Here is a 25,668-nt window from a genome sequence, read left to right as displayed (position 1 = left end):
ATTGATTACTATTCAATAGAATATATTTAATGAAAGACGAAGAAGACGAAAATACAATTCCGGAAGGTCAGGAAGAAGATAATTCAATTGATGAAAATCAATCTGAAGAGAAATCTTTTGAAGGCCAGCATTTTTACGATAATCAAGAAGACGGAAACGATACCATTACCAAAGTTACGGGGATGTATAAGGACTGGTTTCTGGATTATGCTTCGTATGTGATTCTGGAGCGTGCCGTTCCAGCGATTGAAGATGGTTTTAAACCGGTGCAACGTCGTATCATGCACTCTCTAAAAGAATTAGATGACGGTCGTTATAATAAAGTTGCCAATGTTGTAGGACACACCATGCAGTATCATCCTCACGGAGATCAGAGTATTGGTGATGCGATGGTGCAAATTGGACAAAAAGAATTACTGATTGACTGTCAGGGAAACTGGGGGAATATCCTAACGGGTGATGGCGCTGCAGCTTCTCGTTACATCGAAGCGCGTTTGTCTAAATTTGCTTTGGAGGTTATTTACAGTCCAAAAATTACCGATTGGGGCGTTTCTTACGATGGACGAAGAGCAGAACCAAACAATCTTCCGGTGAAGTTTCCATTGCTTTTGGCACAAGGAGCCGAAGGTATTGCTGTTGGTCTTTCGACGAAAGTGTTGCCTCATAATTTCAATGAATTAATCGATTCTTCGATAAAAATATTAAAGGGGAAACCTTTTACACTGTATCCGGATTTTATGACGCAAGGTATTGCCGATGTGTCTAATTATAATGATGGATTGCGTGGCGGACGTATTCGCGTTCGTGCCAAAATTGGTCAGCTTGACAAAAATACCCTGGTGATTACCCAAATTCCGTTTTCTACAAATACGACGACTTTGATTGACAGTATTTTGAAAGCAAATGATAAAGGGAAAATCAAAATCAAGAAAATTGAAGACAATACCGCTGCTGAGGTCGAAATATTAATTCATCTTTTTCCAGGTGTTTCTCCAGATAAAACCATTGATGCATTGTTTGCTTTCACAGCTTGTGAAACTTCGGTAGCGCCATTGGGTTGTGTGATTGAAGATAATAAACCGTTGTTTATCGGGGTTTCGGATATGTTGAAAATTTCAACCAATAGAACGGTACAATTACTGAAAAGTGAATTGGAAATTCAATTGAGTGAACTGGAAGAACAATGGCATTTTCTTTCTTTGGAACGTATTTTTATCGAAAATAAAATCTATCGTGACATTGAAGAAATGACGACCAGAGAAACGGTAATTAAGTCCGTTGATGATGGTTTGAAACCACACACAAAACATTTAAAACGCGCTGTTACCGAAGACGATATTCTGCGTTTATTGGATATTCGAATCATGCGTATTTCCAAATTTGACAGCAATAAAGCGCAAGACAAAATCGAAGCGTTGGAAGGCGATATCGAACAAGTAAAACACAATTTAGAACATCTGATTGATTTTGCTATTGCCTATTTTACTAAATTAAAAGAGAAGTATGGAAAAGGGCGGGAACGCCAAACCGAACTACGTATTTTTGATGATATCGAAGCGACCAAAGTAGTTTTAAGAAACACTAAATTATACGTCAATAAAGAAGAAGGATTTGTAGGTACGAGCCTGAAAAAAGACCAGTACGTTACGGATTGTTCTGATATTGATGATGTTATTGTTTTTTTGCGTGATGGAAAAATGATGATTACCAAAGTTGATGCGAAAACATTCGTGGGTAAAGATATTATTCACATTGCTATTTTTGACAAAAGTGATAAGCGTACCATTTATAATATGATTTACCGAGATGGAAAATCTGGGCCTTCTTATATCAAACGATTCAATGTTTCAGGAGTTACCCGAGACAAAGCATACGATTTGACCAATGAAACTGCTGGTTCACAAGTATTGTATTTTTCTTGTAATCCAAATGGAGAAGCTGAAGTAATTACGATATTATTGCGTCAGGTAGGAAGTGTCAAAAAACTGAAATTTGATATTGATTTTGCCAGTTTAGCGATAAAAGGTCGTGCTTCCAAAGGGAATTTGGTTACCAAATATCCAATCAAAAAAATAGAACTGAAGGAAAAAGGTATCTCTACTTTATTGCCAAGAAAAGTTTGGTTTGATGATACCGTTCAACGATTAAACGTAGATGCAAGAGGGGAGTTGTTAGGGGAGTTCAGGCCTAATGATAAAATTTTGGTCATATCACAATCTGGAAAAATAAAAGTAATTACACCAGAATTATCGACTCATTTTGATGAAGATATGGTGGTTTTGGAGAAATGGATTCCTAAGAAACCAATTTCGGCGATTTATTATGATGGAGAAAAAGAACGTTATTACATCAAACGTTTCTTAGTGGAAACAGAGAATAAAGAAGAAAGTTTTATCACGGAACATTCTAATTCACAATTAGAGATTGTATCAACGGATTATCGCCCTGTGGCTGAATTAATTTTTACAAAAGTAAAAGGAGTTCAAAAAGAGGCAATGACGGTAGATATAGAATCATTTATTTCGGTAAAAGGATTTAAGGCTTTGGGGAATCAATTGACAACCGATAAGTTGAAACAAGTAAACCTGTTGGAACCTTTACCGTATGAAATTCCTGTCGAGGTTATTCCTGAGGATTTAGAAGTAAAAGGAGAAACAGATGCTGATGATTCTGATATTCAATTGGAAGATGACGGTCAGATTACTTTGTCTTTAGAATAAATAAAAAGCTCCTGAAAAGGGGCTTTTTTTATGCATTTTTGCCAATTTTTATGCGCTTATTTAAACAATTGTCTTAAGGTAATTTCTTTTCTCTCTCTCAATTTGTTTAGAATTTTCAAAAAGGCAATTGCAGTAATATAAGCATCTCCCATTGCGGTATGCCTGTCTTTTTTTGAAATATCAAATTTATCGGCAAGCTCGTCTAAACTATAATTTTCTTTACGTTCCAATAAATTAGAAACCAATAACGTTTTTTTATACAAAACAGCCGTGTCTAAAGTCTTGTTTTTTAATTCCGGTAATCCGTTTCTTTCGAGTGCCTTATTAATCATAGTAATGTCAAATATGGTATGATGTGCAATGATAATAGAATCTCCTAAAAAATCTAAAAACTGTTGTAAGGCTTCTAATTCTGTAGGGCGGTCTATTACAAATTCTTTCAGAATTCCATGAATTTTTGCAGTTGCCTGATTGTAATGTTCTTGTTGAATATAAACTTCAAAACTTCCATTAATAGGAATCGTATTGTTTTGAAGAACAATAGCGCCAATGCAAAGTATCCTGTCAGTTGTATAATCAAATCCGGTGGTTTCTGTGTCCAATACAACAAAACGTACCGCATCAATATCGTTTGATAGTTCCTCATCAGATGATTTTTCGGATTTCCCCAATAAATCAAATAAAATAGTTTTACTTTTTTCTATAAAATTTATCATCATAATATATTTGAAGGATTAAATCGGATGGTAATGACTTCTTGGAGTTCCTTAATGGTTTTGAACGTTCGCTTTAGCTTAATCTTTTCTAATTTAGATAACGCTTCGAGAGCAATAAACTGCCCGGAATCATTATGCAAAAGCCCTTGTTTTGTTCTGAATTTTAATAATGCTTTATAGGAATACGAACAAGCTAAATACAATTCTTTATTGTTGGGTTCTAATTCTGCCAATTTTTCAAAACGTTCGGGAGTATTGCTGATTGATTTTACGGAATGAGATAGAATTAAAACCCTTGCAGCATCTGTTAGTGGCATTAAAGCGCGTCTTTTTATATCGAAAAAATCTTTGTGGGCGCCATCTTGTTCTACTAAAAATTGTCTGAAGAACCCTGTTGGAGAAGGACTTTGTAGCGCGCCACTTACCAAGTGAATATAAAAAACAGGATTTGCTTTTATGTTTTCAAAAATAAATTCTGAAAGTTTATTTACCAGTTCGCTGTCTCCATATGACAGACTGTAATCAAAAAATATAAAGGACAATAAGACTTCATTTTTCCCAGGATTAGTAATCCAATGATGAACCTGACTTTCCCATTCGCCAAGACTTAAGCACCACTTTGGGTTAGAAGCCATCATTTCTGCCGGACAGTAATCATAGCCAATTTCAAAAAGTCCTTTGTTGACATGTTTGGCAAATTCTAAAAAATAGTTCTTGGTCTTTTCTTTTAATTCTTCGGGTACATCCTCATAGACTAAAGCATTGTCTTGGTCAGTATGCAGTAACTGTTCACTTCTTCCTTGACTTCCCAACGCCAACCATCCAAATTTTACTGGAGGAGGTGTTTTCATTTTTTTCAAGGATATTTCAATGACTTGCTTTATACAGGCATCATTTAATTCTGTAATTATTTTAGAAGTCAGTGTCATCGGAATATTTTGGTCTAAATATCCTTGTAACAATTGCATTATATTGGCGCGTATTGGTTTTATCTGTTTGGCTTTTTTAGCTCTTTTTACCGCTTTAATCAATACTGCTGGATTATTGCCAAGTTCTACCATAACATCATGCTTGGATAGGATTCCAACAGCTTTGGAATTTGGCGTACCATCTTTCGTAAGGCATAAATGACTGATATTGCTTTTCATCATGGCCATTTGAGCTTGCGTAACGGTCATTTTCTTAGGATACGTAATAACAGGAGCTGTCATTATTGAGGCCGCAGTTGTTGTGATGGGAAATTCTCCAGTCACAATTTTGTTCCTTAAATCTTTATCAGTAATGATACCAATGGGGAGCGAATCTTCGATTACAAGAATGGCACCCACATTTTTTTTGGTCATGGTCTCCGCAATATCTTTTACAATAGTGTTTGAATAACAGGTGATTAGTTTTTTAGAATATTTTACAGGCTGTAAGTCTAATAGTTTTCTACCCGTGTCCAGACCTTCCAGATCCATTGTTTCTCCATATAGTTTTCCGCTGTGGCTTTTGGAATAAGGATTGTGTGTATTAGAAGCAAAACTTTCGATTAAAAAATTTCCCACAGCTCTGTTTTCTAACGCATAAGGTTTGAAAATAGTGATTGGAATAGCATAAAGAATACTTTCTTCATGAGTTCTGGCTTCCATTTTATAGTTTTCATTGGCTATAAGTGGTCTCAACCCAAAAATATCCCCTTCATCACACATATCCAGAATATCATTTTCCAAACTTGTTCTAAGTGCGACTGCTCCTTTGTGTACAACATAAAAAGAGGAATGTGTTTCTTCGTTTTCGGCAAAGATGACGCTGTCCTTTTCTTTATAAATAATGGAGATTTGTTCAGAGATAACTTCGATGTCTTTTTGATGTAAAAAGGAAAAAGGAGGGAAGTTTTTTAAAAAGTCAGCAACTCTATGGGAGATTGTATTTTTCATGGTGCTTATTTGTGTCTAAGGTAATTTATAAAAAATAAAATAAAAAGAAAAAAGACCAAATTTGGGTCTTTTTAGTGTTTCCCCATTTAAGGAGGAATATATTTTCAGAATAAAAAAAAAGCTCCCGAAAAGGAGCTTCTTTATCAAAAAATAGTTTGATTATTTATTTTTCTTCATTTTCATATTCAGTACTTCGACTAATAATGAGAAAGATATGGCAAAATATAAGTACCCTTTTGGTACTGGAGTAACGTGATTTCCAAAGATTAAAGCATTCGATAAATGAGCACTTTCAGTAAGCAACATCATTCCAATTAGTATCAAAAAGGATAATCCAAGTATTTGAATAGAAGGATGTTTGTTGACAAAATTCCCAACAGGAACAGCAAATTGCATCATAATTAATACAGAAATAACCACAGCAGTAATCATAATATATAAAGCACCTTCAACTCCGTTTGTCATACCTACCGCGGTAAGAATACTGTCAAAAGAGAAAACTAAATCAATCATGATGATTTGTAACAGTACATTCTGGAATGATTTTGTGGCAGCTTTTCCTATTTCCTTTTCTTCATGACCTTTCTCGTCTACTTTTTCACGAATTTCATTGGTACTCTTATAAATTAAGAATAATCCTCCGCCCAGTAAAATAAGACTTTGGCCAGTAATTCCCGCTGAAAACCAACTAAAATCAATATGAAACCAAGGTTCTTTCATTTGAATCAATAAATTGATACCAAACAAAAGTGCAATTCTCATAAACATGGCAAGGAACATTCCTATTTTTGTCGCTCTCTTACGTTGTTCAGCAGGTAATTTCCCTGTGGCAATTGATATGAAAATAATGTTGTCGATTCCTAATACAATTTCCAAAAATGTCAATGTTAAAAGGGCAATCCAAGCATCCGGATTTAAAAATACTTCCATGTTTAGTTCGTTATTATTTATTAATTTGAGTTTGTAAGCTTAATCGGAAATCTTAGTAACGGTTCCTCTTTGTTTTTCATCAACACCAACCATTCCAAATTCAAAGGTATAGGAATTTTTTGTGGTTGTCAAAATTTTCATACCAATAGCCTTTTCCTCAGCCATATTTTTTGGATGCAATTTCAGTAAAACATATTCACAATCATTTACCCATCGTATCGAAGCAGTATCAGTCTTTCCTTCAAAAGTTTCTATTTCAATACTGTCATTACGTTCAAAAAGGGCAATTTTTTTTACGCCGTCAACTTCATATTCAAACTTGAATTTTCCAGTTTTAAAATCCTTGCAATTGCGCTCCGCATCATAACATGACATTAATAATAGTATTGGGAGGAGGAATAGTATTTTTTTCATTTCTTAGTATGTTTACTTTTTAACTATTGTATTTTGATATCGTATTTGTCCAAAAGTCCAATGATTCCTTGTATAGAAAATTTCGCTTTTCTCATAAGATTGAATTCGGGATCAATTTTAAAATTAGATGCTTTTGAAAAATCGGCTGCGGCTAATTGTGTATTGTTAAAAATAGCACCATCCAAATTACTGTTATCAAAAACGGAACTCGTGAGATTGGTGCCAACAAAACTTACTTCTCTTAACGAGCAAGAATTAAATTTTGTCTTTGGCATTTTTTTATTGGCAAAAGAAGAATAATCCAAAACACATTCTTGAAAATTGACGTTAAACAAGAAATCATCGCATTCCTCAAATTGGATACCCAGCAATTTACAGTTTTTGAATTGCACGCCTTTCAAACTTGTTCCTGATAATTTGGTCATAGCAAGATTACAATCAATGAACTCGCAATCCATAAAAGTGCTGTAGGAGAAATCACTGTTCGATAAATCACAGTTTTTAAAAACGCAATCTTCAAATTCTCGGTTGTTTACTTTTTTATCGACGTAAACGATTTTTTCAAATGTTTTTTGAACGTGAATTAGGTTTTCCATTAGTCGTTAAATAAGCTTTTCATAATTATTTTTAATCCCAAATACATCAAAAGCATAGCTGCTAAACAAGCAATTATTCCTATTGCTAAAACTAAATAATGCCACACATTCTGTTGATTCATAAAAGCATTATAAATCACTGCCGGTCCCAAGAATAATAATGGTAAAGCTCCCGCTAAATATTTAATTCCTTTAGATAATAGTTCTTTGTTCGTTGCCATAATTTAATAATTAAAATTCATAATCCACACAATATCTCAAATCTCTAATTTTACCTATCCATTCGGCAACAATATTATGTGTTGGATGATTTTGGTATTTCTCTAATGTTTCAAACGAATTAAAATAGGAGTGCAGCACGGCATCAAAGTTTGAATATTCACTTTCAATATTAATTCCTACTCGTATTTCAACTATTTCAGGAATATCCTTTTTTAAATCTTCAAGTCTCTCTTTTAGAATAATTGCATTTTCGGCTTTGCTTTTGCCTTCTGCAAAATCTTTTAATTTCCACATTACTATATGGTGAATCATCGTTGTTTATTTTTTAAAATTATCAACGGCTTTCCTTACACTGCCGTGTTTTTTCAATAATTCGGCACCTTCTTCATAGGAAACGGGAATTTCTCCCATAATCATTTTTACACCGCGATCGACCAGTTTGCTGTTGCTCAATTGCATATCAACCATTTTGTTGCCTTTCACTTTACCCAGTTGAATCATAGTTGCGGTAGTAATCATATTCAGTACCAGTTTCTGGGCTGTTCCGGCTTTCATTCTAGAACTTCCGGTTACAAATTCTGGACCTACAACTACATCAATAGGTAATTTTGCTGTTTGCGAAAGCGGACTTCCTGCATTACAAGAAATACTTCCTGTGGTTATATTGTTCTCGTTGCACCTTTGTAATCCTCCAATAACATAAGGTGTTGTTCCCGAAGCGGCTATTCCTACCACGACATCATTTTCATTTACATCAAAAGCTTTCAAGTCAATCCAGGCTTGTGTTGCGTTGTCTTCGGCATTTTCTACGGCTCTGCGGATTGCGGTGTCGCCTCCGGCAATTATCCCAATTACCAAATCGAAAGGTACACCAAATGTTGGTGGACATTCCGAAGCATCAAGAATTCCCAAGCGTCCCGAAGTCCCTGCACCAATATAGAATAATCTCCCGCCGAGTTTCATTTTGGCAACGATTTCAGTGACTAAATTTTCTATTTGGGGTAACGCTTTTTCTACGGCAAGTGGAACAGTTTTGTCTTCCTGATTGATATTAGATAACAATTCTTGCACTGACATTTTTTCTAAATGTTCATATTTTGAAGATTGTTCGGTGGTTTTTGTGAAGGTCATTTTTCGTATAATTGGACAACTCCAAAATTAACCTTTTTTATCACAATCTCGAAATTTTCTATTTTTAGTTTCAGGTTTTTTAGTGTCAAGTTTCTTTAAATTTGATATAAATTGATTTACTTTTTTTAGTTTTTAATTTCTCATATGGAGAAAGGTTATTGAATCATTGTTAGATGAACTAAAATATTATATTTGTTAAATATTAAAAAATAAATGGATAGAATAATCTTATTGCAAGGGATTGCACGGATTTCGGTTTTTGTGTCTTTATTGATGGCATTTTTTTTACTGACTGTTAAAACTGAAAATAAATTGGCCAACCGTTTATTTGCCTGGTTTTTTATTATTTCGGCTATTGATCTTAGTGGTTTTTTTGTTACTGATTATATTCAGGATTATCTTGATTTGATGATTTTTAGATGGACAATCTGTTTGTTGGCAATGCCCTTATTTTATCTTTATGTATTGTCAGTTTGTTATTCTGATTTTAGATTGAAATGGAAACATTTAGTGCATTTACTTCCTATTTTACTAGTTAATTTAGTTTTTATTCCAAGACTTTATTTAGCCAGTAATTCAGATATGAAACTCTTATCCGGAGATCTTGAGCATATGCCTGAAATATACTTAATCCAGATTTTAATTGAATTTCAATATGTGTTTTATATTGTTAGCGTATTTTTAATTTTGAAGAAATATAGAGAAATTTATCTGGAAAACTATACCAATCCTAGTACTTCGACATACAAGTATCTTTTTCAGATGACTACTGTTTTCTTAATAGCGCACGGTTTGGTAGCATTAAAAAACCTCTTACGGTATAGCGATTACAGACAAATGTTTCTTTGGTTAAATGTAGTTGTAGGAAGTGTAGCTTTATTTATCACCTGTTGGTTAGTGATGAAAGCATTGAATCATCCGGAGCTTTTTAGGGGAATTAATTCTAGATTACAATTGACAAAAGATATTCTGCCTGAAGTCGAAGAAAAGACAGCATCTAAAAATGTTCAAGACGATGCGATTTCCAGTCAAATTTCGATATTAAAACAATATATGGCTCAGAAAGAGCCTTTTCTTGATCCATCGCTTACCATTCAGGAGCTTGCCAATCAAATTGATATTCCGGTTCGGGATTTATCGGTTTTGATTAATCATCATATGGATCAGCACTTTTTTGATTTTGTCAATGAATATCGTATTCAAAAAGCGATGGGTATTTTAAAAGATCAGTCTAGAAGTCAGCTTACTGTTCTGGAAATTTTATATGAGGTTGGTTTTAACTCCAAATCTTCTTTTAATACCTCTTTTAAAAAACACACCAATTTGACGCCTACAGCTTATAGAAACGCCTTATAATAAGTGGTTTGTAAAAAGTCGTACTTCATACTTGATAAAGTCGAACTGATTTTCTGAATAGAAATTGGTTCGACTTTTTTTTGTCGGTCGAATTCTGAAAATTTCTAAGGCAACTTTGCTTCAAATTAATCGAAACAAGTTTTAAAATTAGAAATCATGAAAAAAGTAAATCTCCTTATCTTTTTATTATTGCCTTTATTTTGTTTAGCACAAGCATCATTTAAATTAAAAGGAAAAATAGCAAGCGAAACAATTCCATTAGAATGGGCAGATATTTCCATATCGAATTCAGAAGGAAAAATTATAGACGGTTCAACCTCTAAACAAGACGGTAGTTTTGAAATCAATCTTAAAAAAGGATCTTATAAAATTGGGATCACCCTTTTACAATTTAAAGATTATGAAAAAGAGTTTACAATAGAAAATGATATGGATTTAGGAACAATCATTTTAAAAGAAAGCGCAACCAATTTAAAAGAGGTTATCATTCAATCTAAAAAGAAAACAATCGAACAGAAAACGGATCGTTTGGTTTATAATCTTGAAAACAATGTTACAACAGTTGGAGGAGATGCTTTAAGCGCCATTAATTCGGCTCCGGGAGTTGTCGTTCAGAATAATACAATTAATATATTAGGAAAAGGAACTTCCCGTGTTATGATAGATGGACGAATGATTGAATTAGTAGGTGAGGAACTGAATAATTTTTTGAAATCAATTTCGGCTAGTGATATTAAAAATATTGAAATTATCAGCAATCCGCCCGCAAAATATGATGCTGAAGGAACAGGTGGATTGATTAATATTATTATGAAAAAAGGAGTTCGTGATTCCTGGAAAAACACGACTACAGTTTCTTATGATCAAAATAAATATAGCATTTATACTTTAAGAGATAACTTTTTTTACAATAAAAACAAGTTTAGATTTTCTACTAGCATTAATGCAAAAACAGGTTATTTGAATGCTACAGATGATTTAAAAATGTATTTTCCTGATGGACTTTCCCATATGAAAAGTGCAACAAAGGTAAAAACTGAAAATCTTTCGGGTAAATTGGCTTTAGATTATGATCTTTCAGAACGAACTACTATTGGATTTCAATATTTAAACGATAAAAATAACCCTGATTTTAAATCGGATATTAGAATTGAGAATTACAATACTCAAAACGAATTGGATAATGTTACACTGAACAATAGCTTCACTGATAAAGGATCAAGAAATCAAACGTATAATGCACATTTGATTACCAAACTAGATTCCTTAAAAAGGAAGTTATCTTTTGATGTGGACTATTTTAATTACAGTTCAAAATTCGATAGAAACTTTGTCGCTAATAATTTCACGCCAGATATGACATTTGTTGATATAAATCAGTCGGGAAGAAACATTTCGAATCAGGATATTGACAATTGGAGTTTTAAGGCAGATATGGAACATCCGCTTCAAGCGTTGAATTTGTCTTATGGTGCAAAAATGAGTTTTACAAATAGTGTGAGTGATGTACTTTATTACAATACAATTACAGGAACTCCGGAATTAGATTCGAACCAATCCAACCGATTTAAATACACTGAAAACAATCAGGCAGTTTATGTAAATGCGGATAAAAAACTCAATGAAAAATGGAATTTCCAAATGGGATTAAGATTGGAGAACACTCAAACAAATGGATTTTCTGAAACTTTAAATCAGGAAACAGAAAATAATTATTTGAAATTATTCCCAACGTTTTATGCTTCTTACAAGAAAAACGAAAACAATACTTTTAGTTTGAATTATGGAAAAAGAATCAACAGACCACGTTTTGACTTACTGAATCCGTTCAGAATTTACATCAGCAGCAATAGTTATTCCGAAGGGAATCCCTTTTTAAGACCTTCATTTAGTGATAATTTTGAGTTGGCACATTCTTATAAAGAGATTTTTAGAACGAGTGTTTTTGTAAATGCAATTACAAACGGTTATGGAGTTTTGTTTACCTCAAATCCGGAAACCAATACGCAGATTGTAACCCGCGAGAATTATTTTAAAAACTTAAATTATGGAATAGGGGAAAGTTATTCGGCAAGTTTTACAGATTGGTGGTCTAGTGAAAATTCATTGTACCTTTTGGGAGCAAAAACAGAATTTATTAAAGATATCAATGCTACACCATCAAACAGTTTACAAATTGATTTTTCTACAAATAATACTTTTTTATTAAGTAAAACGACAAAATTGCAAATCGATTTTACGTATACAACGCCTTTTAAATCCGGTTTATATGAAGTAGGATATGCTTCGAGTTTTGATATTAGTTTCAAACAGGATTTGTTTAATAAAACCATGCAGATTGCATTTTTGACATATGATATTTTTAATACATCTTATTTAAAAGATTTTACTTCAGTTATAAACGGTGTAAAACAGGTATTTGAGCAGCAAGAAAGTAATCGATTTGTACGTTTATCTGTGGTTTATAATTTTGGAAACAAAAAGATCAATGTGCAACAGCGTGATTTTGGAAATAAGGAGGAGAATAAAAGAACTGGAGGTAATTAGAAAATTAAAAGCTGAGAAACAGAAATCGCTTAATTTCTGTTTCCCAGCTTTATAAAATTATATAAAATATGCCAACGCAATTCCGATCACAATCATCGAAACTTTGGCGATATTGAACTTGTGTCCTTCGCTGCTTTCGAAAATAATGGTAGACGAAATATGAAATAATATTCCTATTACAATGGCTGTAATTTCAGTATAATACACGTTTAATATTGGCAAATAATCAGATAAAATAGTTCCTAGCGGCGTCATGATTGCAAAGGTGACCATGAAGAAAAAAATGGCTTTTTTATTCAGACTTGCATTGATGAAAAAAGTAGTCAAAATAATGGCAATAGGCAAATGATGTATGGCAATTCCTATGGCTAAATCATGATGATGGCTAACTGGAAATCCTTCTAAAAATGCATGTATACAAAGGCTGATGAATAATAACCACGGGATTTGTGTCATTATTTCATGTCCGTGAACGTGACCGTGTTCAGCTCCTTTTGAGAAAAATTCCAATATAATCTGGAACAAGATTCCCAGCATGATAAAGAGTCCAATGTTTGGGTTTGCACTTTCATAAATTTCAGGTAATAAATGCATTACCGTTAATGAAAGTAAAAAAGAACCACTGAAAGCCAATAGCAATTTTAGGTTGGTTTTGTTCTTTGGACGTATAATTAATGCGACGATATATCCTATGATTACGGAAAGTAAAGGTAAAAGGTAATTCATTTATTTAAAAATCATGATTAAGCGTTCACTATCTGTTTTATGGAATTTTTTTAATTTATAATCGCCAAAAATATCCAATAAATAAATTCCGGCTTCTTCCATTAATTCCTCAAAATCTTTTAGGGTAAGGGCTTTTACTTTTTCTGTAAAATGAAATTTTTGACCTTTATCTTCAAAGTCAATTTCTTTGTAAATATGACCGTCTTTCAAATAGCGTTTGATATGAAACTCGATGCCTTCAACCGTTTTTGTTTCTTCAGGAACCAGTGTTTCGAGTACTTGAGCAACATTCATGAAGTCAATCACTGCAAAACCATATTCCGAAAGGCTTTCTTTGATGGCTTTTAACGTGGTTAGATTGTCTTCGTCATTTTCGAAATAACCAAAGCTGGTAAATAAATTGAAAATGGCATCGAATTTTTCTTCAAATGGTTCACGCATATCGTGTACTTTGAAATGAAGGGTTTCATTCGTATTTTTAGTGGCTTCGGCAATACTGTTTTCAGATAAATCAGCTCCAAGAACATTAAATCCTAATTGGTTCAAATAAATAGAATGACGGCCCTTGCCACATGCTAAATCCAATACTTTTGCCTTTTCTGGAAGATTGAGATAATGGGTAAGATTATCCATAAAAACTTGCGCTTCTCTATAATTTCTGTCTTTGTAAAGGATGTGATAATACGGAGTGTCAAACCAAGAGGTATACCAGTTTTCAGATGATTTCAGATGATTTTCAGTTGGTGGATTTTGTGCTGCAGACATTTATTCTTTTTCAATTAATTCGATTGATGCAAATTTAGTGTATTTTTGCAACGAATACTTGATTTTACAATGGAAAATAATTATAAAATGGTTGCCAAAACCTTTTTTGGTTTTGAAGAAATATTAGCGAAAGAATTACAAAACCTTGGCGCACAAAACGTGGAGCAAGGAGTAAGAATGGTTAGTTTTAAAGGAGATAAAGGGTTTATGTACAAAGCAAATTTGTCTTTGCGTACGGCTTTGAAAATCCTGAAACCTATTTATTTTTTCAAGGCCAATAATGAACAGGCTTTATACAAAGGCATTTCGGGAGTGAATTGGTCTAAATTACTGAATGCCAATCAGACTTTTGTGATTGATACAACGGTGCATTCGGAATATTTTAATCACTCGGAATTTGTTTCTCAAAAATGTAAAGATGCGATTGTCGATCAGTTCAGAGAAAGAACTGGACAAAGACCAAGTATTGATAAAGTACATCCTGATTTAAGAATCAACATCCATATCGATAAAGACCAGGTTTCAGTAGCGCTTGATACTTCAGGAAATGCATTGAATCAACGTGGGTACAGAACTGCTACTAATATTGCTCCTATAAACGAAGTTTTGGCAGCAGGAATTCTATTGCTTTCCGGTTGGGACGGTCAAACGGATTTCTTGGATCCAATGTGCGGTTCGGGAACATTCTTAGCTGAAGCAGCTATGATTGCTTGTAATATTCCGGCAAACATCAACCGTAAAGAATTTGCTTTTGAAAAATGGAACGATTGGGACAATGATTTGTTTGATGCTATTTCAGACAGTTTATTGAAACGTATTAGAGAGTTTCATTACACGATAAAAGGCTATGATAAAGCACCAAGTGCGGTTCAAAAAGCCAAAGACAATATCAAAAATGCCAATCTGGATGAATATATTTCGATTGAAGAACAGAACTTTTTTGATACTGAAAAAACTTCAGAAGGAAAATTGCACATAGTTTTCAATCCGCCGTATGATGAGCGTTTGGATATTCACATGGAAGAATTCTACAAAAACATTGGTGATACTTTGAAGAAAAATTACCCAGGAACGAATGCTTGGATGATTACAGCAAATCTGGAAGCATTGAAATTTGTAGGATTAAAACCTTCGAGAAAAATCAAACTTTTTAACGCCGGTTTAGAAGCACGTTTGGTAAAATACGAAATGTACGAAGGAAGTAAGAGAACAAAGTTTCAGGTAACTACTGATAGTGCTGAATAAGCAATATTCAATTTTTTACTTTTCGACCTTTGACTTTAAAATTTTAAGACTTAAAAAAATGACCAAATTACAAATACGAGCATTTCTATACCAACTGGGATGTTTTGCAATATTATTTATTTCCGCGCGATATGTAGTGGCACATTATACTAATTTAACTTCTTTCTGGATTCCATTAACGGCATTTGTTATAGGAACTCTTTTAGCACCAAAATTTCAATCCGTAAAAACTAAAGATGGAGAGAAATTATTCATGAAATGGATTTTCATGAAAGGAATTAAGGAAATAGGGTAGCTTATAAATTACGAATTAAAAAAAATATCGCAAAGAGAACTGATTGTTTTCTTTGCGATATTTTTTTATTCCTAATTCGTAATTATTTTTTCTCAGCTTTTTTAGGAACTGCAACAGGTTTTACTTTTTTCTTATAAATAGGGACAAAATATGTAACGGTATAGTTAAATCCTACTCCAAAATCACCATCATAAGTTCTGTTAAATCCAGGAATATATAAGTTGGAGAAATTCTCCGGTTCTTTGTTGGTTACTAATCGGTTCAATCGAAGACTGAAACCCACAAAAACATTATTGAATACTTTTGCTTTCACTGCGGCCACCACTTCAATCCAACTGGCAGTTAAACCATCAAATTTTTCACCGGAAGGAATTACAGGAACTTCGCCAAAATAAGGATTCGCATTGTAAATTCTATAACTGTTTAATTGCTGATTAAAAGTACTGAAACCATAGCGCATGCCTACGGAAATAATATTTTCCATATCCAGCCAGTTTTCATAAACATTATAATCAAAACCTGCTTTTAGATACGAACCTTTGGTAGTGAAATTAAGGCGGTCATCATCAGTGGTTTTGTTTTCGTTTCCAATTTCGGCAGCCAAAAAATATTTTTTTGTCAATCGATAATCTCCCACAAACTCAATTCCTTTATAATCTTCGTCATATAAAGCGCGTGTCAATTTGAATAAATCCAGTCCAACACGAATCCCATATCGGTCTTTTTTTACAGGAATCGAATCGTTCTTTATGATTTCAGGATTAATTTCGACCAATGGTAATGGCGCTTCAGGAATCATCTGGTCCGTTTTGGTGTTTTTTGGATCACTTTTTACAGGAGTAGTTTCCTGAGCTTGTACCAAAGTCAACGATAATAGGAGACAAAAACTAAAAAAAGATCTTAATGTGTGTTTCATTTTCGTTTTCTAAGTTACTTTTTTCAACCGAGATGTATTCTATCCATTTTTCATCTGCAACTGCAGCATCGGTATGTGTGTATGGATTTATTGGGTCTAATGTAAAGATGGTTTTGTAGCCACAAGCTCTCGACACAAATAATTCTTGGGTTGTATAATCAAATTTTATATTGTCTACGTTTACCAAAGCTGGATTTGTATTTCCAGAATTTAGAGTAAAACTATAACTGGTGCTGGTTCCAACTGTTTTTAGTGGAATCGAAATCGTGCTTCCGTTCGTAAGGTATTTAGCATCTCCGGTGGCAGTATTAAAAACAATTCCCTCAGTCATTCCTTCGCCAACTACTTTTAGATTTGTTACATTTTTTAAAACCGAAGGATTCAAGAAATCATAAAAGCTAATCACCAAACGAGGCGTTGTGGGTGTATTTGCATCGCAAATGTCATCCTTCTCACAACTGGAGAAGGAAAGTGCTAATGCAAATACCAATAAAATTATTTTTTTCATTTACAATTTGTTTTTGTGTAATTCGGTATGCAATAGGATAGCTGAAGTGAAAATTTCAATGACAATATCAATTTTTAAAATCTGCAATCAACATTCAAGAATCGGCAACAAATCCCTATCTTTTTTCCAAAAGTACAACATTCTCCACGTGATGCGTTTGTGGAAACATATCCACAGGACGTACTCGAGTCACTTTGTATTTTTCGTCCATTAAAGCTAAATCACGCGCTTGTGTAGCCGAATTACAACTTACATAAACTACTTTTTCAGGAGCAATTTTCATAATTTGTTCAATTACATCTTTGTGCATTCCGTCTCTTGGTGGATCAGTGATGATTACATCAGGATGACCATGTTGTGCGATGAAACTATCGTTGAAAACAACTTTCATATCCCCTACAAAGAACTCACAATTAGTAATTTCATTGCGTTCAGCATTCAGTTTGGCATCTTTAATAGCTTCAGGAACACTTTCTACACCAATTACTTTTTTTGCTTTTTTCGAAACAAACTGTGCTATAGTTCCCGTACCTGTATATAAATCATACACAATTTCATTTCCGGTAAGACCGGCAAAATCGCGCGTTATTTTATACAATTCGTATGCTTGGTCGGAATTGGTTTGGTAAAAAGATTTTGCATTAATGCTAAATTTCAAACCTTCCATTTCTTCTAGAATGTAATCTCTCCCTTTATATAATTTAATATCGGTATCGTATAAAGTATCATTCGCTTTATTATTTATGACATATTGCAGCGAAGTAATTTGCGGGAATTTCTCGTAAAGATGGTCGAGAAGTAATTCTCTGTTGGCTTTGTCGTTTTCAAAAAACTGAATCAAAACCATGATTTCACCAGTCGAAGCAGTACGCAACATCAAAGTTCTCAATAAACCTTCATGCGCTCTTGGATTAAAGAAAGTCAAACCATGTTCGTTAGCAAAAGCGCGAACTTCGTTTCTAATTGCATTCGATGGGTCTTCCTGTAAATGACATTTATTAATGTCCAGAATTTTGTCCCACATTTTCGGAATGTGAAAACCAAGTGCGTTTCTGTTTCCTAAATCTTCGGTGCTGTCAATTTCTTTTTCGGTTAACCAACGGCTGTTCGAAAACGAAAATTCCATTTTGTTTCTGTAAAAAAACTGTTTTTCGGAACCAAGAATCGGTTCAAATTCCGGAAGTTCTATTTTTCCAATGCGTTGCAAATGGTTTTTCACCTCATTTTGCTTGTAATACAACTGTTGGCTGTATTTCATATTCTGCCATTTACAACCGCCACAAACACCAAAATGCTCGCAAATTGGGTCTACACGATGCTCTGAATATTCATGAAAATGAACCGCTTTTCCTTCATAATAAGCCTTGCGCTTCTTGAAAGTCTGCACATCAACCACATCACCCGGAACCACATTCGGGATAAAAACTACTTTTCCGTCGGGAGCCTTTGCTACCGATACGCCTTTTGCACCAGCATCAAGGACTTTTATTTGATGAAAGACAACTTTGTCTGTATTTTTCTTTGCCATAGCGCAAAAATAAGCGTTTGAATGGTTTTATAAATTCAAATTAGGAAATATTTTTAATTTCAAGTGTTTTTTATTGGAGCCCATTCCCGCTTTCCACTACAACCCCGATGCTTCGTGGCTCTTCCACAAGCAGCAACACTGAGCCCGTAAAGGAGCTTCTCCCGAAGTTTCGGGAGTCGCTCTTTACCGTCAAGTGTTCCAAAGCTTTCGCAACGGCGGGTTTTTCGCTGTAATCTGGAGCAGGGAATTGTGGTCGAGAATTGGGTGTTGTTGTTCAGCGAAGATTTCAGATAAGCAATTGTGTTTTATTTCTATAAAAAAATAAGAATAGTATTAAATAATCAACTTTAAGAACCAAATACTCTTTTTAAACGTATGTTGGTTGAAGTAAAATACTTAATTTAATATTTTATTTAGAATATCTTAAGTATTAGTAAGAAATTAATCACTTATTTTGTTCTTTGTAATTTTCTGTTGTTTAAAAAAACGAAATAAATTGTCCATGCAGTTATATAAAAAATTATCTAACATAGGTTTTCTTAAAAAGAGTTATGCGTTCAAATTTTTGTTTGTCGCATTTATAGGAATTCATATTCCGTTGATCGGGTTGTTGTTTTTTGTGCTTTATGGCAGTAAAACCATTTCTGCAGATACCATTTTAATTTTTGCACTTATAATGACCTTAGTAGCTACAGGTACAACTTTGCTATTTTTAAAGCAGTTAATTAAGCCAATTGAAGTAGCTTCTAAAGCCTTACATGTTTATAGAAACAAGAGAATTGTTCCTTCATTACCAACTAATTTCTCTGACGAAGCAGGTTTATTGATGAGCAATATTCAGGATTCAATCGCTGAAAATGAAAATTTTATTACTGAAAAACAAGATTTAGTGTATTTGCTTTCCCATGATTTAAGAAACTTTGTCGGGAATTCTAAGTCGGTGGCGTTGCTTATTTTAGAGGAAGAACCTTCAGAATCTATAACCGAATTAGCCCAATTAATACTTCAATCGACAGAACAACAGTATAATTATATTGAAAACTTCATCAAGCTGCTGAAAGAGCAAGATCAAGTTATAGAAAAAAAATCCGAAAATGATATGGTGCATTTTTCTTCTATTTTTTCTGTTGTATCTAAGCAATTGGATCAGTTGTTAAGTAATAAAAACCTTAAACTGGATTTATCAATTGAAGTCGAAGAAGCACTTTTGAAAATTGATAAAGTGTTGCTGATACGAGTTTTAGTGAACTTAATAGATAATGCTATAAAATTCTCGTTTCCGGATAGTGAAATCAAAGTTCGTGTTTATATGCAAGGTGGTAAATTGTTTTTTACAATAGCAGATGAAGGTATAGGTTTTGATCAAAAGCAAAGCCACGAACTATTCAAAAAATTCACTAAAATGAGTAAGTTAGGAACTTCAAATGAGCCTTCAACAGGAATTGGATTGTATTTATGTAAAAAAATAATAGAAAGACACGACGGACAAATTTTAGCAGAAAGCGACGGAATTAATAAAGGAGCTACTTTTTCTATTGTTTTTTAGCGCATCATAGAAAATACAACGAACTTTAAATTTTCGTTAAAAAATCCTATTTCCGAAAGCGTTTTTTTACAAATGAACTAAATTTGAGAAAACATAAAAATTTATAATTATGAAAAGAAATGCAACCGCAGTTTGGAATGGTTCACTTAAAGAAGGAGCCGGGAAACTTACCACACAAAGTACCACATTAAAAGATACACAATATTCGTTCAAATCTCGTTTTGAAGAAGGAGTAGGGACTAATCCGGAAGAATTAGTTGCAGCGGCGCACTCAGGCTGTTTTACTATGCAACTTTCGGCTTACATCACTGAAGCCGGTTTTGAAATTGAAAGTATCGAAACCAAATGCGATATCGACTTGGTAGATGGAACAATTATAACGTCACACTTAACCGTGAATGCAAAAGTAAATGCTATAACAGATGATGTTTTTCAACAGTTAGTTACTAAGGCTGAGAAAAATTGTCCTATTTCTAAACTATTGAATGCTGCAATTTCTACTACGGCTACTTTAGCATAAAAATAATATTTACATGAAAAAAAGCTCGATTTAATTTAAATCGAGCCTTTTTTTTATGTGATAAAATGGATTACCAAAGTTGGTGCACTTCGGGTTTTATATAACGCTCATAAATTTCATTCATTGCTGCAATTTTTTCATAGGTCAATTTAGGTAAATCATAAACCGATAAATTGGATAATACATGACTTTTATTGGAAGCGCCAGGAATTATACAGCTTACTTCATCAAAGCCCAAAATCCATTGTAAAGCAATAGGCGCAAGGTTTGTTGCTTCTGGAAATAATGCTTTCAATTCTTCTACGGCTTTTAAGCCTAGTTCGTAATTAATGCCGGAGAATGTTTCGCCTTTGTCGAAAGCTTCGCCATTTCGATTAAAATTACGATGATCTTGAGTGTCAAAAGTAGTTTTAGCATTGAATTTCCCTGTCAGAAGCCCACTCGCAAGTGGAACTCGAGCAATAATACCAACATCATGTTTTGTTGCTTCTTTGAAAAATAGTTCGGATGGACGCTGACGAAAAAGATTAAATATAATCTGAACCGAAGTTACATTTGGAAATTCAATCGCTTTTAGTCCTTCTTCCACTTTTTCGACGCTAACGCCAAGATTTAAAATTTTCCCTTGCTCTTTCAAACGGTCAAACATTTCAAATATTTCCGGACGATAAAATACTTCAGTCGGAGGACAATGTAATTGTATTAAATCCAGTGTTTCAAGTCCAGTTCTTCTCAGACTATCTTCCACAAATTGTTGTAGCACTTTTGGCTGATAACCTTCATTTACGTGCGGATTAATGTGACGACCGCATTTTGTAGCCACATAAATTCGTTCAGAACGGGAACGAACCACTCGACCTACAGCAGTTTCACTCAATCCGTTTTCATAAACATCGGCAGTATCAATAAAATTTACGCCATTGTCAATCGCAGTATTGATTAACTCATCTGCGGTTTTATCATTGAAAGCAGAACCCCATTTTCCGCCTACCTGCCATGTGCCAAGTGATATTTCTGAAATTTCAAAATCTGTTTTACCTAGTCTGCGATAGTTCATTTTTTGCTTCTTTTTAAAGTAATAATTTATTTTTGCAATAAGACTTTGGTGATTGCTTTTTCCGCAAGTGGTGCCATTACTTGATATCCTGTTTTATTTGGGTGTACTTCATCATTAGAGTACGAAGCAGGCAAACCTTTTCGTTCATCTGCCATAGCCGAAAAGTAATCAAGATATAGAATGCCATTGGCGTCAGCATAATTTTTTATCATTTTATTGAGAGCCATTACTTTTTCAGCTGGATTTTGATTGGGTTTCCAAGAGAAATCATAAGCGGGCAATACAGAACAAAGAATGACTTTAATCTGGTTTGCTTTTGCCAATTCGGCCATCGAAAAAATATTATTTGCAATCATATCCAATGTTGCAGGACCGGTATTGCCGGCAATATCATTTATTCCAGCCAAAATAAGCACAGCGGCGGGTTTTAAAGCGATAACATCAGCTCTGAAACGTATTAGCATCTGAGGCGTAGTTTGACCGCTAATACCGCGATTAACGTATGGTTTTCCGGCAAAATATTCGGGGTCGGTTATACTCCAAAATTCAGTTATGGAATCTCCCATAAATACAATTCTTTTTTGTCCGGGTGTTACCGGTTTCAGATTTGTATTTTCATTTTGGTATTTATTTAAATTTGGCCAGTCTTGAGCCTGTACTTTTCCTCCCATAATGATTGATAAAAATAGAATGCAGTAAATTAATGGTGTGTTTTTCATTTGTAACCAGATTATAAAGTTTGAATCAGTTAATAGTGTATTGATTAAAATAGAAATTGTTCTTGCTTAAAATCGAAACAACCTTCCTTTTTATATCCGAAAGATACAGAAAAGGAAGGTTATTTTTATAAAGTAAAAGTAATTTAATCAAACAAATCCGAAGATAAATAGCGATCGCCACGGTCACAGATAATGGCTACAATAACTCCTGATTCTAATTCTTCGGCCATTTTTATTGCAGCTGCAACTGAACCGCCACTGCTCATTCCCGCAAAAATGCCTTCTTCAAGCGCCAAACGTTTAGTCATGGCTCGTGCTTCGTCTTCAGAGACTTCAATGATTGTGTCTACTTTCTTGGCGTCAAAAATTTTAGGCAAATATTCTTCAGGCCATTTTCTGATTCCCGGAATTTGAGATCCATCGCTGGGTTGGGCACCTACAATTTGAATCGCAGGATTCTTTTCTTTTAAGTAAGTTGAAGTGCCTATAATTGTCCCTGTTGTTCCCATAGCAGAAACAAAATGGGTTACGGTTCCTTCTGTATCATTCCATATTTCTGGGCCTGTGGTTTTATAATGTGCTTTCCAGTTGTCGTCATTTGCAAACTGATTGAGCATGATGTAACCGCCTTCGGCTACTTTTTTATCAGCATAATCTCTGGAGCCTATTATTCCGGTATCTGCAGGTGTCAAAATTACGGTTGCGCCATAAGCACGCATGGTTTGGGTGCGTTCTTTGGTGGAATCTTCCGGAAGCACCAATTCGATTTCTATATTGAATAATTGGGCTATCATCGCCAAAGCAATTCCCGTATTTCCACTGGTTGCTTCAATGAGTTTGTCTCCTTTTTTGATTTCTCCTCTTTCCAGTGCAGAAGCTATCATGTTGTAGGCTGCCCGATCTTTTACACTGCCACCGGGATTGTCTCCTTCGAGTTTTAGCAAAAGTTTTACATTTTTATTTTTTATCAAATTAGTAGTTTCTACTAAAGGCGTGTTTCCAATAAGGTCTAATATTTTTTGTGATTTCATGCTGTTTGATGTCTTAAATTGTAATAATCAGATTTTAAGTTGATTACAATTAGTATTCGTTTTTGAACAATGTTTTTTAAAGGGGAATTTTAAAAACAGCAACAACAATAGCAGAAAGGAATATTTTTGTAGTTCAGTGACATTTTCATGGGTTTTAAAACGAATCGCAAAGATATTGAACTATTTCGAATTATTTCTTTCTTAAACATAAAGCTATCTTGTTTATTTAGACACTTTTGTTAAATAAATGGATAGTAAATGCAGTGGGAATTACTGTTTTAGCTTTTTAAGATAAAAAGTTGGGTCGTATCTGTTTTATTTTCAATGTATAGGAGCTGAATTATTAGTTTTGATGAAAGTGTTTTTTTAAATTAGCCAATAAATAACAATCCATGAAATCCAAGACTACTTTTATAAGCGATATTTCCCAAAAAGAATTTCCAATAGCGGATAAAATTGCTGCCAAAACCATTCGAAACCCAATATTGGCGCTTATTCAAAATGATTACCCTGATTTTGATGAGGACAAATTCCTCTCAATTGGGGAGTTGAATATGTATCGGGAGAAATACATTTCTAATTATTTATTGGTCGAAATTGGGGAGTTGTCAAATCTGGAAACCAGAGTTATCGGTTCCTTGAATGAAGATAAATCATTAGTGAGTACTGTAGAGGATGAAATTGGTGTTCGTACAGTGGGGCAAAAAGTCGCGGATAAAGTTGCTGCTTTTGGTGGAAGCTGGAAATTTATAATCCTTTTTGGAGTATTTATTCTTTTTTGGATTCTGATTAATATTTATGTTTTCTTGAATAAAGGATTTGATCCGTACCCATTTATTTTGTTGAATTTAATTTTGTCATGTCTTGCCGCACTTCAAGCTCCAGTAATTATGATGAGTCAAAATCGTCAAGAAGAAAAAGACAGGGAAAGAGCCAAAAAAGATTATATGATAAATCTAAAGTCAGAATTGGAAATTAGAATGCTTCATGAAAAACTGGATCATTTAATTATGCACCAACAAGAAGAATTAATAGAAATTCAAAAAGTCCAAATCGAAATGATGAATGATATTTTGACTCGAATCAAATAATATTTTTGTTCTAAAAAAATCAAAAAAAGAACTTTTTAGTAGTGCTTAAAATAATAACCCACAATCATAAAAATGCCATTTAGGATTGCCGAGCCAATGATGATTTTTTTGTAATTCCTGTTTTTGTCGATAAAATTAAAACCTAGAATTCCCAGAAATAACAGGGTGGTAAAAATGGCTGGATACATCTTAAAAGCACCTTCAAAATCTCCTTTCAAAAGCAACAAAAAACTCCTCTGAAAACCACAGCCCAAACACTCTATTCCAAAGAGTGTTTTGCTTAAACAAGGGAGCATATATTTTTCTAAATCCAATGGTTTTTCTTTTTACAATTTTACGAAAAAATAAGAAACGGTTGCGATAATAATTGATGCAATTTTAAATTCATTACTTTTGAAAACTGATATTTAAAAAGATGAGAAAGTTTATAATTCCAATAATGGTTGTGGCGATAACTGTTGCTTTATACGAGCAGGTAAGTGCCGAAAAAAATGTGTATATAATGGTAATTGCAATTGTGGTTTTCATGATGGGAATGATGCAATTGAGTGCCAAGACGCCAAGTAAAAATCAAGATAAAGAAGACGAAAATGTTTAACAAAGGAGATAAGGTTTCAGTACTCGATGAAGCCATCAATGGAGTAGTGTTGTCAGTCAACGAGAAGCAAGTTACGATTGAAACAGAGGATGGATTCATGATGACATTTTTTGTCAATGAATTGATTAAAATAAACGATTCCAGCAACTTACTTGATTCTATCAGAAGAATTAATGTAAGTGAGGTTTCAAAAGAAAAAGAGATGCCAAAACCACGAAGTTTTGTGAAAGAAAAGAAATCAAAGCACGAAATTCCCGCTCCGGAGTTTGATTTACACATCGAAAAACTGGTGCCAAATAAACGCGGAATGTCGAATTATGATATTCTGACTTTGCAGACTGATACGGCAAAACGACACATAGAATTTGCCATCCGAAATCGCATTCCAAAGATTGTTTTTATTCACGGCGTGGGTGAAGGAGTTCTAAAAGCAGAGCTGGATTTTTTATTGGGTCGCTATGATAACATTGCTTTTCAAGAAGGGAATTATCAAAAATATGGTCAAGGTGCAACAGAAGTTTTTATCAAGCAAAGTGCCATGTAAGTTTTGTTTTAGTTTTTAAAAGCTCAAA

The 25,668-nt window shown here is 33.8% G+C and carries 27 protein-coding genes; 10 read left to right on the top strand and 17 right to left on the bottom strand.

What is annotated here, in order from left to right; all coding sequences use genetic code 11:
- The first annotated feature begins 29 nt into the window (after positions 1 to 29).
- A complete protein-coding gene (locus C8C87_RS10155; protein WP_121342523.1) occupies positions 30 to 2,720 on the top strand; it encodes a DNA gyrase/topoisomerase IV subunit A in 2,691 nt (896 codons plus the stop codon).
- 56 nt (positions 2,721 to 2,776) lie between these two features.
- Here the strand turns inward: C8C87_RS10155 and C8C87_RS10150 are convergent, their stop codons facing one another.
- From C8C87_RS10150 to murQ, 8 genes are all read right to left on the bottom strand, one after another.
- The gene (locus C8C87_RS10150; protein WP_121342522.1) at positions 2,777 to 3,436 is read right to left on the bottom strand and encodes a PolC-type DNA polymerase III; all 660 of its coding nucleotides are present in this window, start codon (positions 3,434 to 3,436) and stop codon (positions 2,777 to 2,779) included.
- Positions 3,436 to 5,355 (bottom strand): DUF294 nucleotidyltransferase-like domain-containing protein, encoded by a 1,920-nt coding sequence (locus C8C87_RS10145; RefSeq protein ID WP_121342521.1) that lies wholly within the window; start codon positions 5,353 to 5,355, stop codon positions 3,436 to 3,438. Before C8C87_RS10145 ends, C8C87_RS10150 begins: the two co-directional genes overlap by 1 nt.
- Before the next feature lie 159 nt (positions 5,356 to 5,514).
- Complete coding sequence (locus tag C8C87_RS10140; RefSeq protein ID WP_121342520.1) at positions 5,515 to 6,285, bottom strand: TerC family protein; 771 nt, start codon at positions 6,283 to 6,285, stop codon at positions 5,515 to 5,517.
- Positions 6,286 to 6,324: 39 nt separating this feature from the next.
- A complete protein-coding gene (locus C8C87_RS10135; RefSeq protein ID WP_121342519.1) occupies positions 6,325 to 6,699 on the bottom strand; it encodes a DNA topoisomerase IV in 375 nt (124 codons plus the stop codon).
- Positions 6,700 to 6,722: 23 nt separating this feature from the next.
- Positions 6,723 to 7,295 (bottom strand): pentapeptide repeat-containing protein, encoded by a 573-nt coding sequence (locus tag C8C87_RS10130; protein WP_121342518.1) that lies wholly within the window; start codon positions 7,293 to 7,295, stop codon positions 6,723 to 6,725.
- Positions 7,295 to 7,516 (bottom strand): DUF6095 family protein, encoded by a 222-nt coding sequence (locus tag C8C87_RS10125; RefSeq protein ID WP_099714792.1) that lies wholly within the window; start codon positions 7,514 to 7,516, stop codon positions 7,295 to 7,297. Before C8C87_RS10125 ends, C8C87_RS10130 begins: the two co-directional genes overlap by 1 nt.
- Before the next feature lie 10 nt (positions 7,517 to 7,526).
- On the bottom strand, positions 7,527 to 7,829 hold the full coding sequence (locus C8C87_RS10120) for a Dabb family protein (protein WP_099714793.1): 303 nt from the start codon (positions 7,827 to 7,829) through the stop codon (positions 7,527 to 7,529).
- Between the two features lie 6 nt (positions 7,830 to 7,835).
- The gene (murQ, locus tag C8C87_RS10115; RefSeq protein ID WP_121342517.1) at positions 7,836 to 8,648 is read right to left on the bottom strand and encodes an N-acetylmuramic acid 6-phosphate etherase; all 813 of its coding nucleotides are present in this window, start codon (positions 8,646 to 8,648) and stop codon (positions 7,836 to 7,838) included.
- Positions 8,649 to 8,861: 213 nt separating this feature from the next.
- Between murQ and C8C87_RS10110 the strand changes: the two genes are divergently transcribed.
- Positions 8,862 to 10,004, top strand: a complete 1,143-nt coding sequence (locus C8C87_RS10110; protein WP_121342516.1) for an AraC family transcriptional regulator — start codon at positions 8,862 to 8,864, stop codon at positions 10,002 to 10,004.
- A gap of 156 nt (positions 10,005 to 10,160) precedes the next feature.
- Positions 10,161 to 12,551 carry a TonB-dependent receptor domain-containing protein gene (locus C8C87_RS10105; protein WP_121342515.1) on the top strand — a complete coding sequence of 797 codons (2,391 nt, stop codon included), beginning with the start codon at positions 10,161 to 10,163 and terminating at the stop codon, positions 12,549 to 12,551.
- A 57-nt stretch (positions 12,552 to 12,608) separates the two neighbouring features.
- Here C8C87_RS10105 and C8C87_RS10100 read toward each other — a convergent pair whose 3' ends face one another.
- Positions 12,609 to 13,277, bottom strand: coding sequence for a ZIP family metal transporter (locus C8C87_RS10100; protein ID WP_099714797.1), 669 nt, complete (start codon positions 13,275 to 13,277; stop codon positions 12,609 to 12,611).
- Positions 13,278 to 14,042: a bifunctional 2-polyprenyl-6-hydroxyphenol methylase/3-demethylubiquinol 3-O-methyltransferase UbiG gene (locus C8C87_RS10095; RefSeq protein ID WP_099714798.1), complete on the bottom strand. Its 765-nt coding sequence runs from the start codon at positions 14,040 to 14,042 to the stop codon at positions 13,278 to 13,280. It lies immediately after the preceding gene.
- 69 nt (positions 14,043 to 14,111) lie between these two features.
- Here C8C87_RS10095 and C8C87_RS10090 point away from each other — a divergent pair, with 69 nt between their 5' ends.
- Together C8C87_RS10090 and C8C87_RS10085 are read left to right on the top strand one after the other, a co-directional pair.
- A complete protein-coding gene (locus tag C8C87_RS10090) occupies positions 14,112 to 15,287 on the top strand; it encodes a class I SAM-dependent RNA methyltransferase (protein WP_121342514.1) in 1,176 nt (391 codons plus the stop codon).
- A gap of 58 nt (positions 15,288 to 15,345) precedes the next feature.
- Positions 15,346 to 15,582, top strand: a complete 237-nt coding sequence (locus C8C87_RS10085; RefSeq protein ID WP_099714800.1) for a hypothetical protein — start codon at positions 15,346 to 15,348, stop codon at positions 15,580 to 15,582.
- A gap of 82 nt (positions 15,583 to 15,664) precedes the next feature.
- Here C8C87_RS10085 and C8C87_RS10080 read toward each other — a convergent pair whose 3' ends face one another.
- From C8C87_RS10080 to rlmD, 3 genes are all read right to left on the bottom strand, one after another.
- Entirely contained in the window at positions 15,665 to 16,498 is an 834-nt protein-coding gene (locus tag C8C87_RS10080; protein WP_121342513.1) for a DUF6048 family protein, read from the bottom strand.
- On the bottom strand, positions 16,470 to 17,006 hold the full coding sequence (locus tag C8C87_RS10075; protein WP_099714802.1) for a DUF6452 family protein: 537 nt from the start codon (positions 17,004 to 17,006) through the stop codon (positions 16,470 to 16,472). The genes C8C87_RS10080 and C8C87_RS10075 overlap by 29 nt, the downstream gene beginning before the upstream one ends.
- 115 nt (positions 17,007 to 17,121) lie before the next feature.
- Positions 17,122 to 18,534 (bottom strand): 23S rRNA (uracil(1939)-C(5))-methyltransferase RlmD, encoded by a 1,413-nt coding sequence (gene rlmD, locus C8C87_RS10070; protein ID WP_099714803.1) that lies wholly within the window; start codon positions 18,532 to 18,534, stop codon positions 17,122 to 17,124.
- Between the two features lie 502 nt (positions 18,535 to 19,036).
- Between rlmD and C8C87_RS10065 the strand changes: the two genes are divergently transcribed.
- Both C8C87_RS10065 and C8C87_RS10060 read left to right on the top strand, forming a co-directional pair.
- Positions 19,037 to 20,080: a sensor histidine kinase KdpD gene (locus C8C87_RS10065; protein WP_121342512.1), complete on the top strand. Its 1,044-nt coding sequence runs from the start codon at positions 19,037 to 19,039 to the stop codon at positions 20,078 to 20,080.
- Positions 20,081 to 20,189: 109 nt separating this feature from the next.
- Positions 20,190 to 20,600 carry an OsmC family peroxiredoxin gene (locus tag C8C87_RS10060; RefSeq protein ID WP_099714805.1) on the top strand — a complete coding sequence of 137 codons (411 nt, stop codon included), beginning with the start codon at positions 20,190 to 20,192 and terminating at the stop codon, positions 20,598 to 20,600.
- A gap of 70 nt (positions 20,601 to 20,670) precedes the next feature.
- Here C8C87_RS10060 and C8C87_RS10055 read toward each other — a convergent pair whose 3' ends face one another.
- From C8C87_RS10055 to cysM, 3 genes are all read right to left on the bottom strand, one after another.
- On the bottom strand, positions 20,671 to 21,657 hold the full coding sequence (locus C8C87_RS10055; RefSeq protein ID WP_121342511.1) for an aldo/keto reductase: 987 nt from the start codon (positions 21,655 to 21,657) through the stop codon (positions 20,671 to 20,673).
- A 26-nt stretch (positions 21,658 to 21,683) separates the two neighbouring features.
- Positions 21,684 to 22,376 (bottom strand): SGNH/GDSL hydrolase family protein, encoded by a 693-nt coding sequence (locus C8C87_RS10050; protein ID WP_233550028.1) that lies wholly within the window; start codon positions 22,374 to 22,376, stop codon positions 21,684 to 21,686.
- Between the two features lie 143 nt (positions 22,377 to 22,519).
- The gene (cysM, locus tag C8C87_RS10045; protein ID WP_099714808.1) at positions 22,520 to 23,407 is read right to left on the bottom strand and encodes a cysteine synthase CysM; all 888 of its coding nucleotides are present in this window, start codon (positions 23,405 to 23,407) and stop codon (positions 22,520 to 22,522) included.
- 392 nt (positions 23,408 to 23,799) lie between these two features.
- Between cysM and C8C87_RS10040 the strand changes: the two genes are divergently transcribed.
- On the top strand, positions 23,800 to 24,498 hold the full coding sequence (locus C8C87_RS10040; RefSeq protein WP_121342509.1) for a DUF1003 domain-containing protein: 699 nt from the start codon (positions 23,800 to 23,802) through the stop codon (positions 24,496 to 24,498).
- A 35-nt stretch (positions 24,499 to 24,533) separates the two neighbouring features.
- On the opposite strand, the gene C8C87_RS10035 is transcribed toward C8C87_RS10040, so the two are convergent.
- Positions 24,534 to 24,812, bottom strand: a complete 279-nt coding sequence (locus C8C87_RS10035) for a DUF2752 domain-containing protein (RefSeq protein ID WP_121342508.1) — start codon at positions 24,810 to 24,812, stop codon at positions 24,534 to 24,536.
- Between the two features lie 101 nt (positions 24,813 to 24,913).
- On the opposite strand from C8C87_RS10035, the gene C8C87_RS10030 reads away from it, so the two are divergent.
- Complete coding sequence (locus C8C87_RS10030) at positions 24,914 to 25,096, top strand: hypothetical protein (RefSeq protein WP_099714810.1); 183 nt, start codon at positions 24,914 to 24,916, stop codon at positions 25,094 to 25,096.
- On the top strand, positions 25,089 to 25,640 hold the full coding sequence (locus C8C87_RS10025; protein ID WP_121342507.1) for a Smr/MutS family protein: 552 nt from the start codon (positions 25,089 to 25,091) through the stop codon (positions 25,638 to 25,640). Before C8C87_RS10030 ends, C8C87_RS10025 begins: the two co-directional genes overlap by 8 nt.
- The last annotated feature ends 28 nt before the right edge of the window (positions 25,641 to 25,668 follow it).

Source organism: Flavobacterium sp. 120, assembly GCF_003633605.1.
Taxonomy (GTDB): Bacteria; Bacteroidota; Bacteroidia; order Flavobacteriales; family Flavobacteriaceae; genus Flavobacterium; species Flavobacterium algoritolerans.
This window is presented reverse-complemented; position numbering and strand designations above follow the sequence as displayed.

Bases quoted from the DNA above. Each gene is read 5' to 3' on its own strand.
- C8C87_RS10155 (WP_121342523.1), top strand. From the start codon at position 30: ATGAAAGACGAAGAAGACGAAAATACAATTCCGGAAGGTCAGGAAGAA.
- C8C87_RS10150 (WP_121342522.1), bottom strand. From the start codon at position 3,436: ATGATAAATTTTATAGAAAAAAGTAAAACTATTTTATTTGATTTATTG.
- C8C87_RS10145 (WP_121342521.1), bottom strand. From the start codon at position 5,355: ATGAAAAATACAATCTCCCATAGAGTTGCTGACTTTTTAAAAAACTTC.
- C8C87_RS10140 (WP_121342520.1), bottom strand. From the start codon at position 6,285: ATGGAAGTATTTTTAAATCCGGATGCTTGGATTGCCCTTTTAACATTG.
- C8C87_RS10135 (WP_121342519.1), bottom strand. From the start codon at position 6,699: ATGAAAAAAATACTATTCCTCCTCCCAATACTATTATTAATGTCATGT.
- C8C87_RS10130 (WP_121342518.1), bottom strand. From the start codon at position 7,295: ATGGAAAACCTAATTCACGTTCAAAAAACATTTGAAAAAATCGTTTAC.
- C8C87_RS10125 (WP_099714792.1), bottom strand. From the start codon at position 7,516: ATGGCAACGAACAAAGAACTATTATCTAAAGGAATTAAATATTTAGCG.
- C8C87_RS10120 (WP_099714793.1), bottom strand. From the start codon at position 7,829: ATGATTCACCATATAGTAATGTGGAAATTAAAAGATTTTGCAGAAGGC.
- murQ (WP_121342517.1), bottom strand. From the start codon at position 8,648: ATGACCTTCACAAAAACCACCGAACAATCTTCAAAATATGAACATTTA.
- C8C87_RS10110 (WP_121342516.1), top strand. From the start codon at position 8,862: ATGGATAGAATAATCTTATTGCAAGGGATTGCACGGATTTCGGTTTTT.
- C8C87_RS10105 (WP_121342515.1), top strand. From the start codon at position 10,161: ATGAAAAAAGTAAATCTCCTTATCTTTTTATTATTGCCTTTATTTTGT.
- C8C87_RS10100 (WP_099714797.1), bottom strand. From the start codon at position 13,277: ATGAATTACCTTTTACCTTTACTTTCCGTAATCATAGGATATATCGTC.
- C8C87_RS10095 (WP_099714798.1), bottom strand. From the start codon at position 14,042: ATGTCTGCAGCACAAAATCCACCAACTGAAAATCATCTGAAATCATCT.
- C8C87_RS10090 (WP_121342514.1), top strand. From the start codon at position 14,112: ATGGAAAATAATTATAAAATGGTTGCCAAAACCTTTTTTGGTTTTGAA.
- C8C87_RS10085 (WP_099714800.1), top strand. From the start codon at position 15,346: ATGACCAAATTACAAATACGAGCATTTCTATACCAACTGGGATGTTTT.
- C8C87_RS10080 (WP_121342513.1), bottom strand. From the start codon at position 16,498: ATGAAACACACATTAAGATCTTTTTTTAGTTTTTGTCTCCTATTATCG.
- C8C87_RS10075 (WP_099714802.1), bottom strand. From the start codon at position 17,006: ATGAAAAAAATAATTTTATTGGTATTTGCATTAGCACTTTCCTTCTCC.
- rlmD (WP_099714803.1), bottom strand. From the start codon at position 18,534: ATGGCAAAGAAAAATACAGACAAAGTTGTCTTTCATCAAATAAAAGTC.
- C8C87_RS10065 (WP_121342512.1), top strand. From the start codon at position 19,037: ATGCAGTTATATAAAAAATTATCTAACATAGGTTTTCTTAAAAAGAGT.
- C8C87_RS10060 (WP_099714805.1), top strand. From the start codon at position 20,190: ATGAAAAGAAATGCAACCGCAGTTTGGAATGGTTCACTTAAAGAAGGA.
- C8C87_RS10055 (WP_121342511.1), bottom strand. From the start codon at position 21,657: ATGAACTATCGCAGACTAGGTAAAACAGATTTTGAAATTTCAGAAATA.
- C8C87_RS10050 (WP_233550028.1), bottom strand. From the start codon at position 22,376: ATGAAAAACACACCATTAATTTACTGCATTCTATTTTTATCAATCATT.
- cysM (WP_099714808.1), bottom strand. From the start codon at position 23,407: ATGAAATCACAAAAAATATTAGACCTTATTGGAAACACGCCTTTAGTA.
- C8C87_RS10040 (WP_121342509.1), top strand. From the start codon at position 23,800: ATGAAATCCAAGACTACTTTTATAAGCGATATTTCCCAAAAAGAATTT.
- C8C87_RS10030 (WP_099714810.1), top strand. From the start codon at position 24,914: ATGAGAAAGTTTATAATTCCAATAATGGTTGTGGCGATAACTGTTGCT.
- C8C87_RS10025 (WP_121342507.1), top strand. From the start codon at position 25,089: ATGTTTAACAAAGGAGATAAGGTTTCAGTACTCGATGAAGCCATCAAT.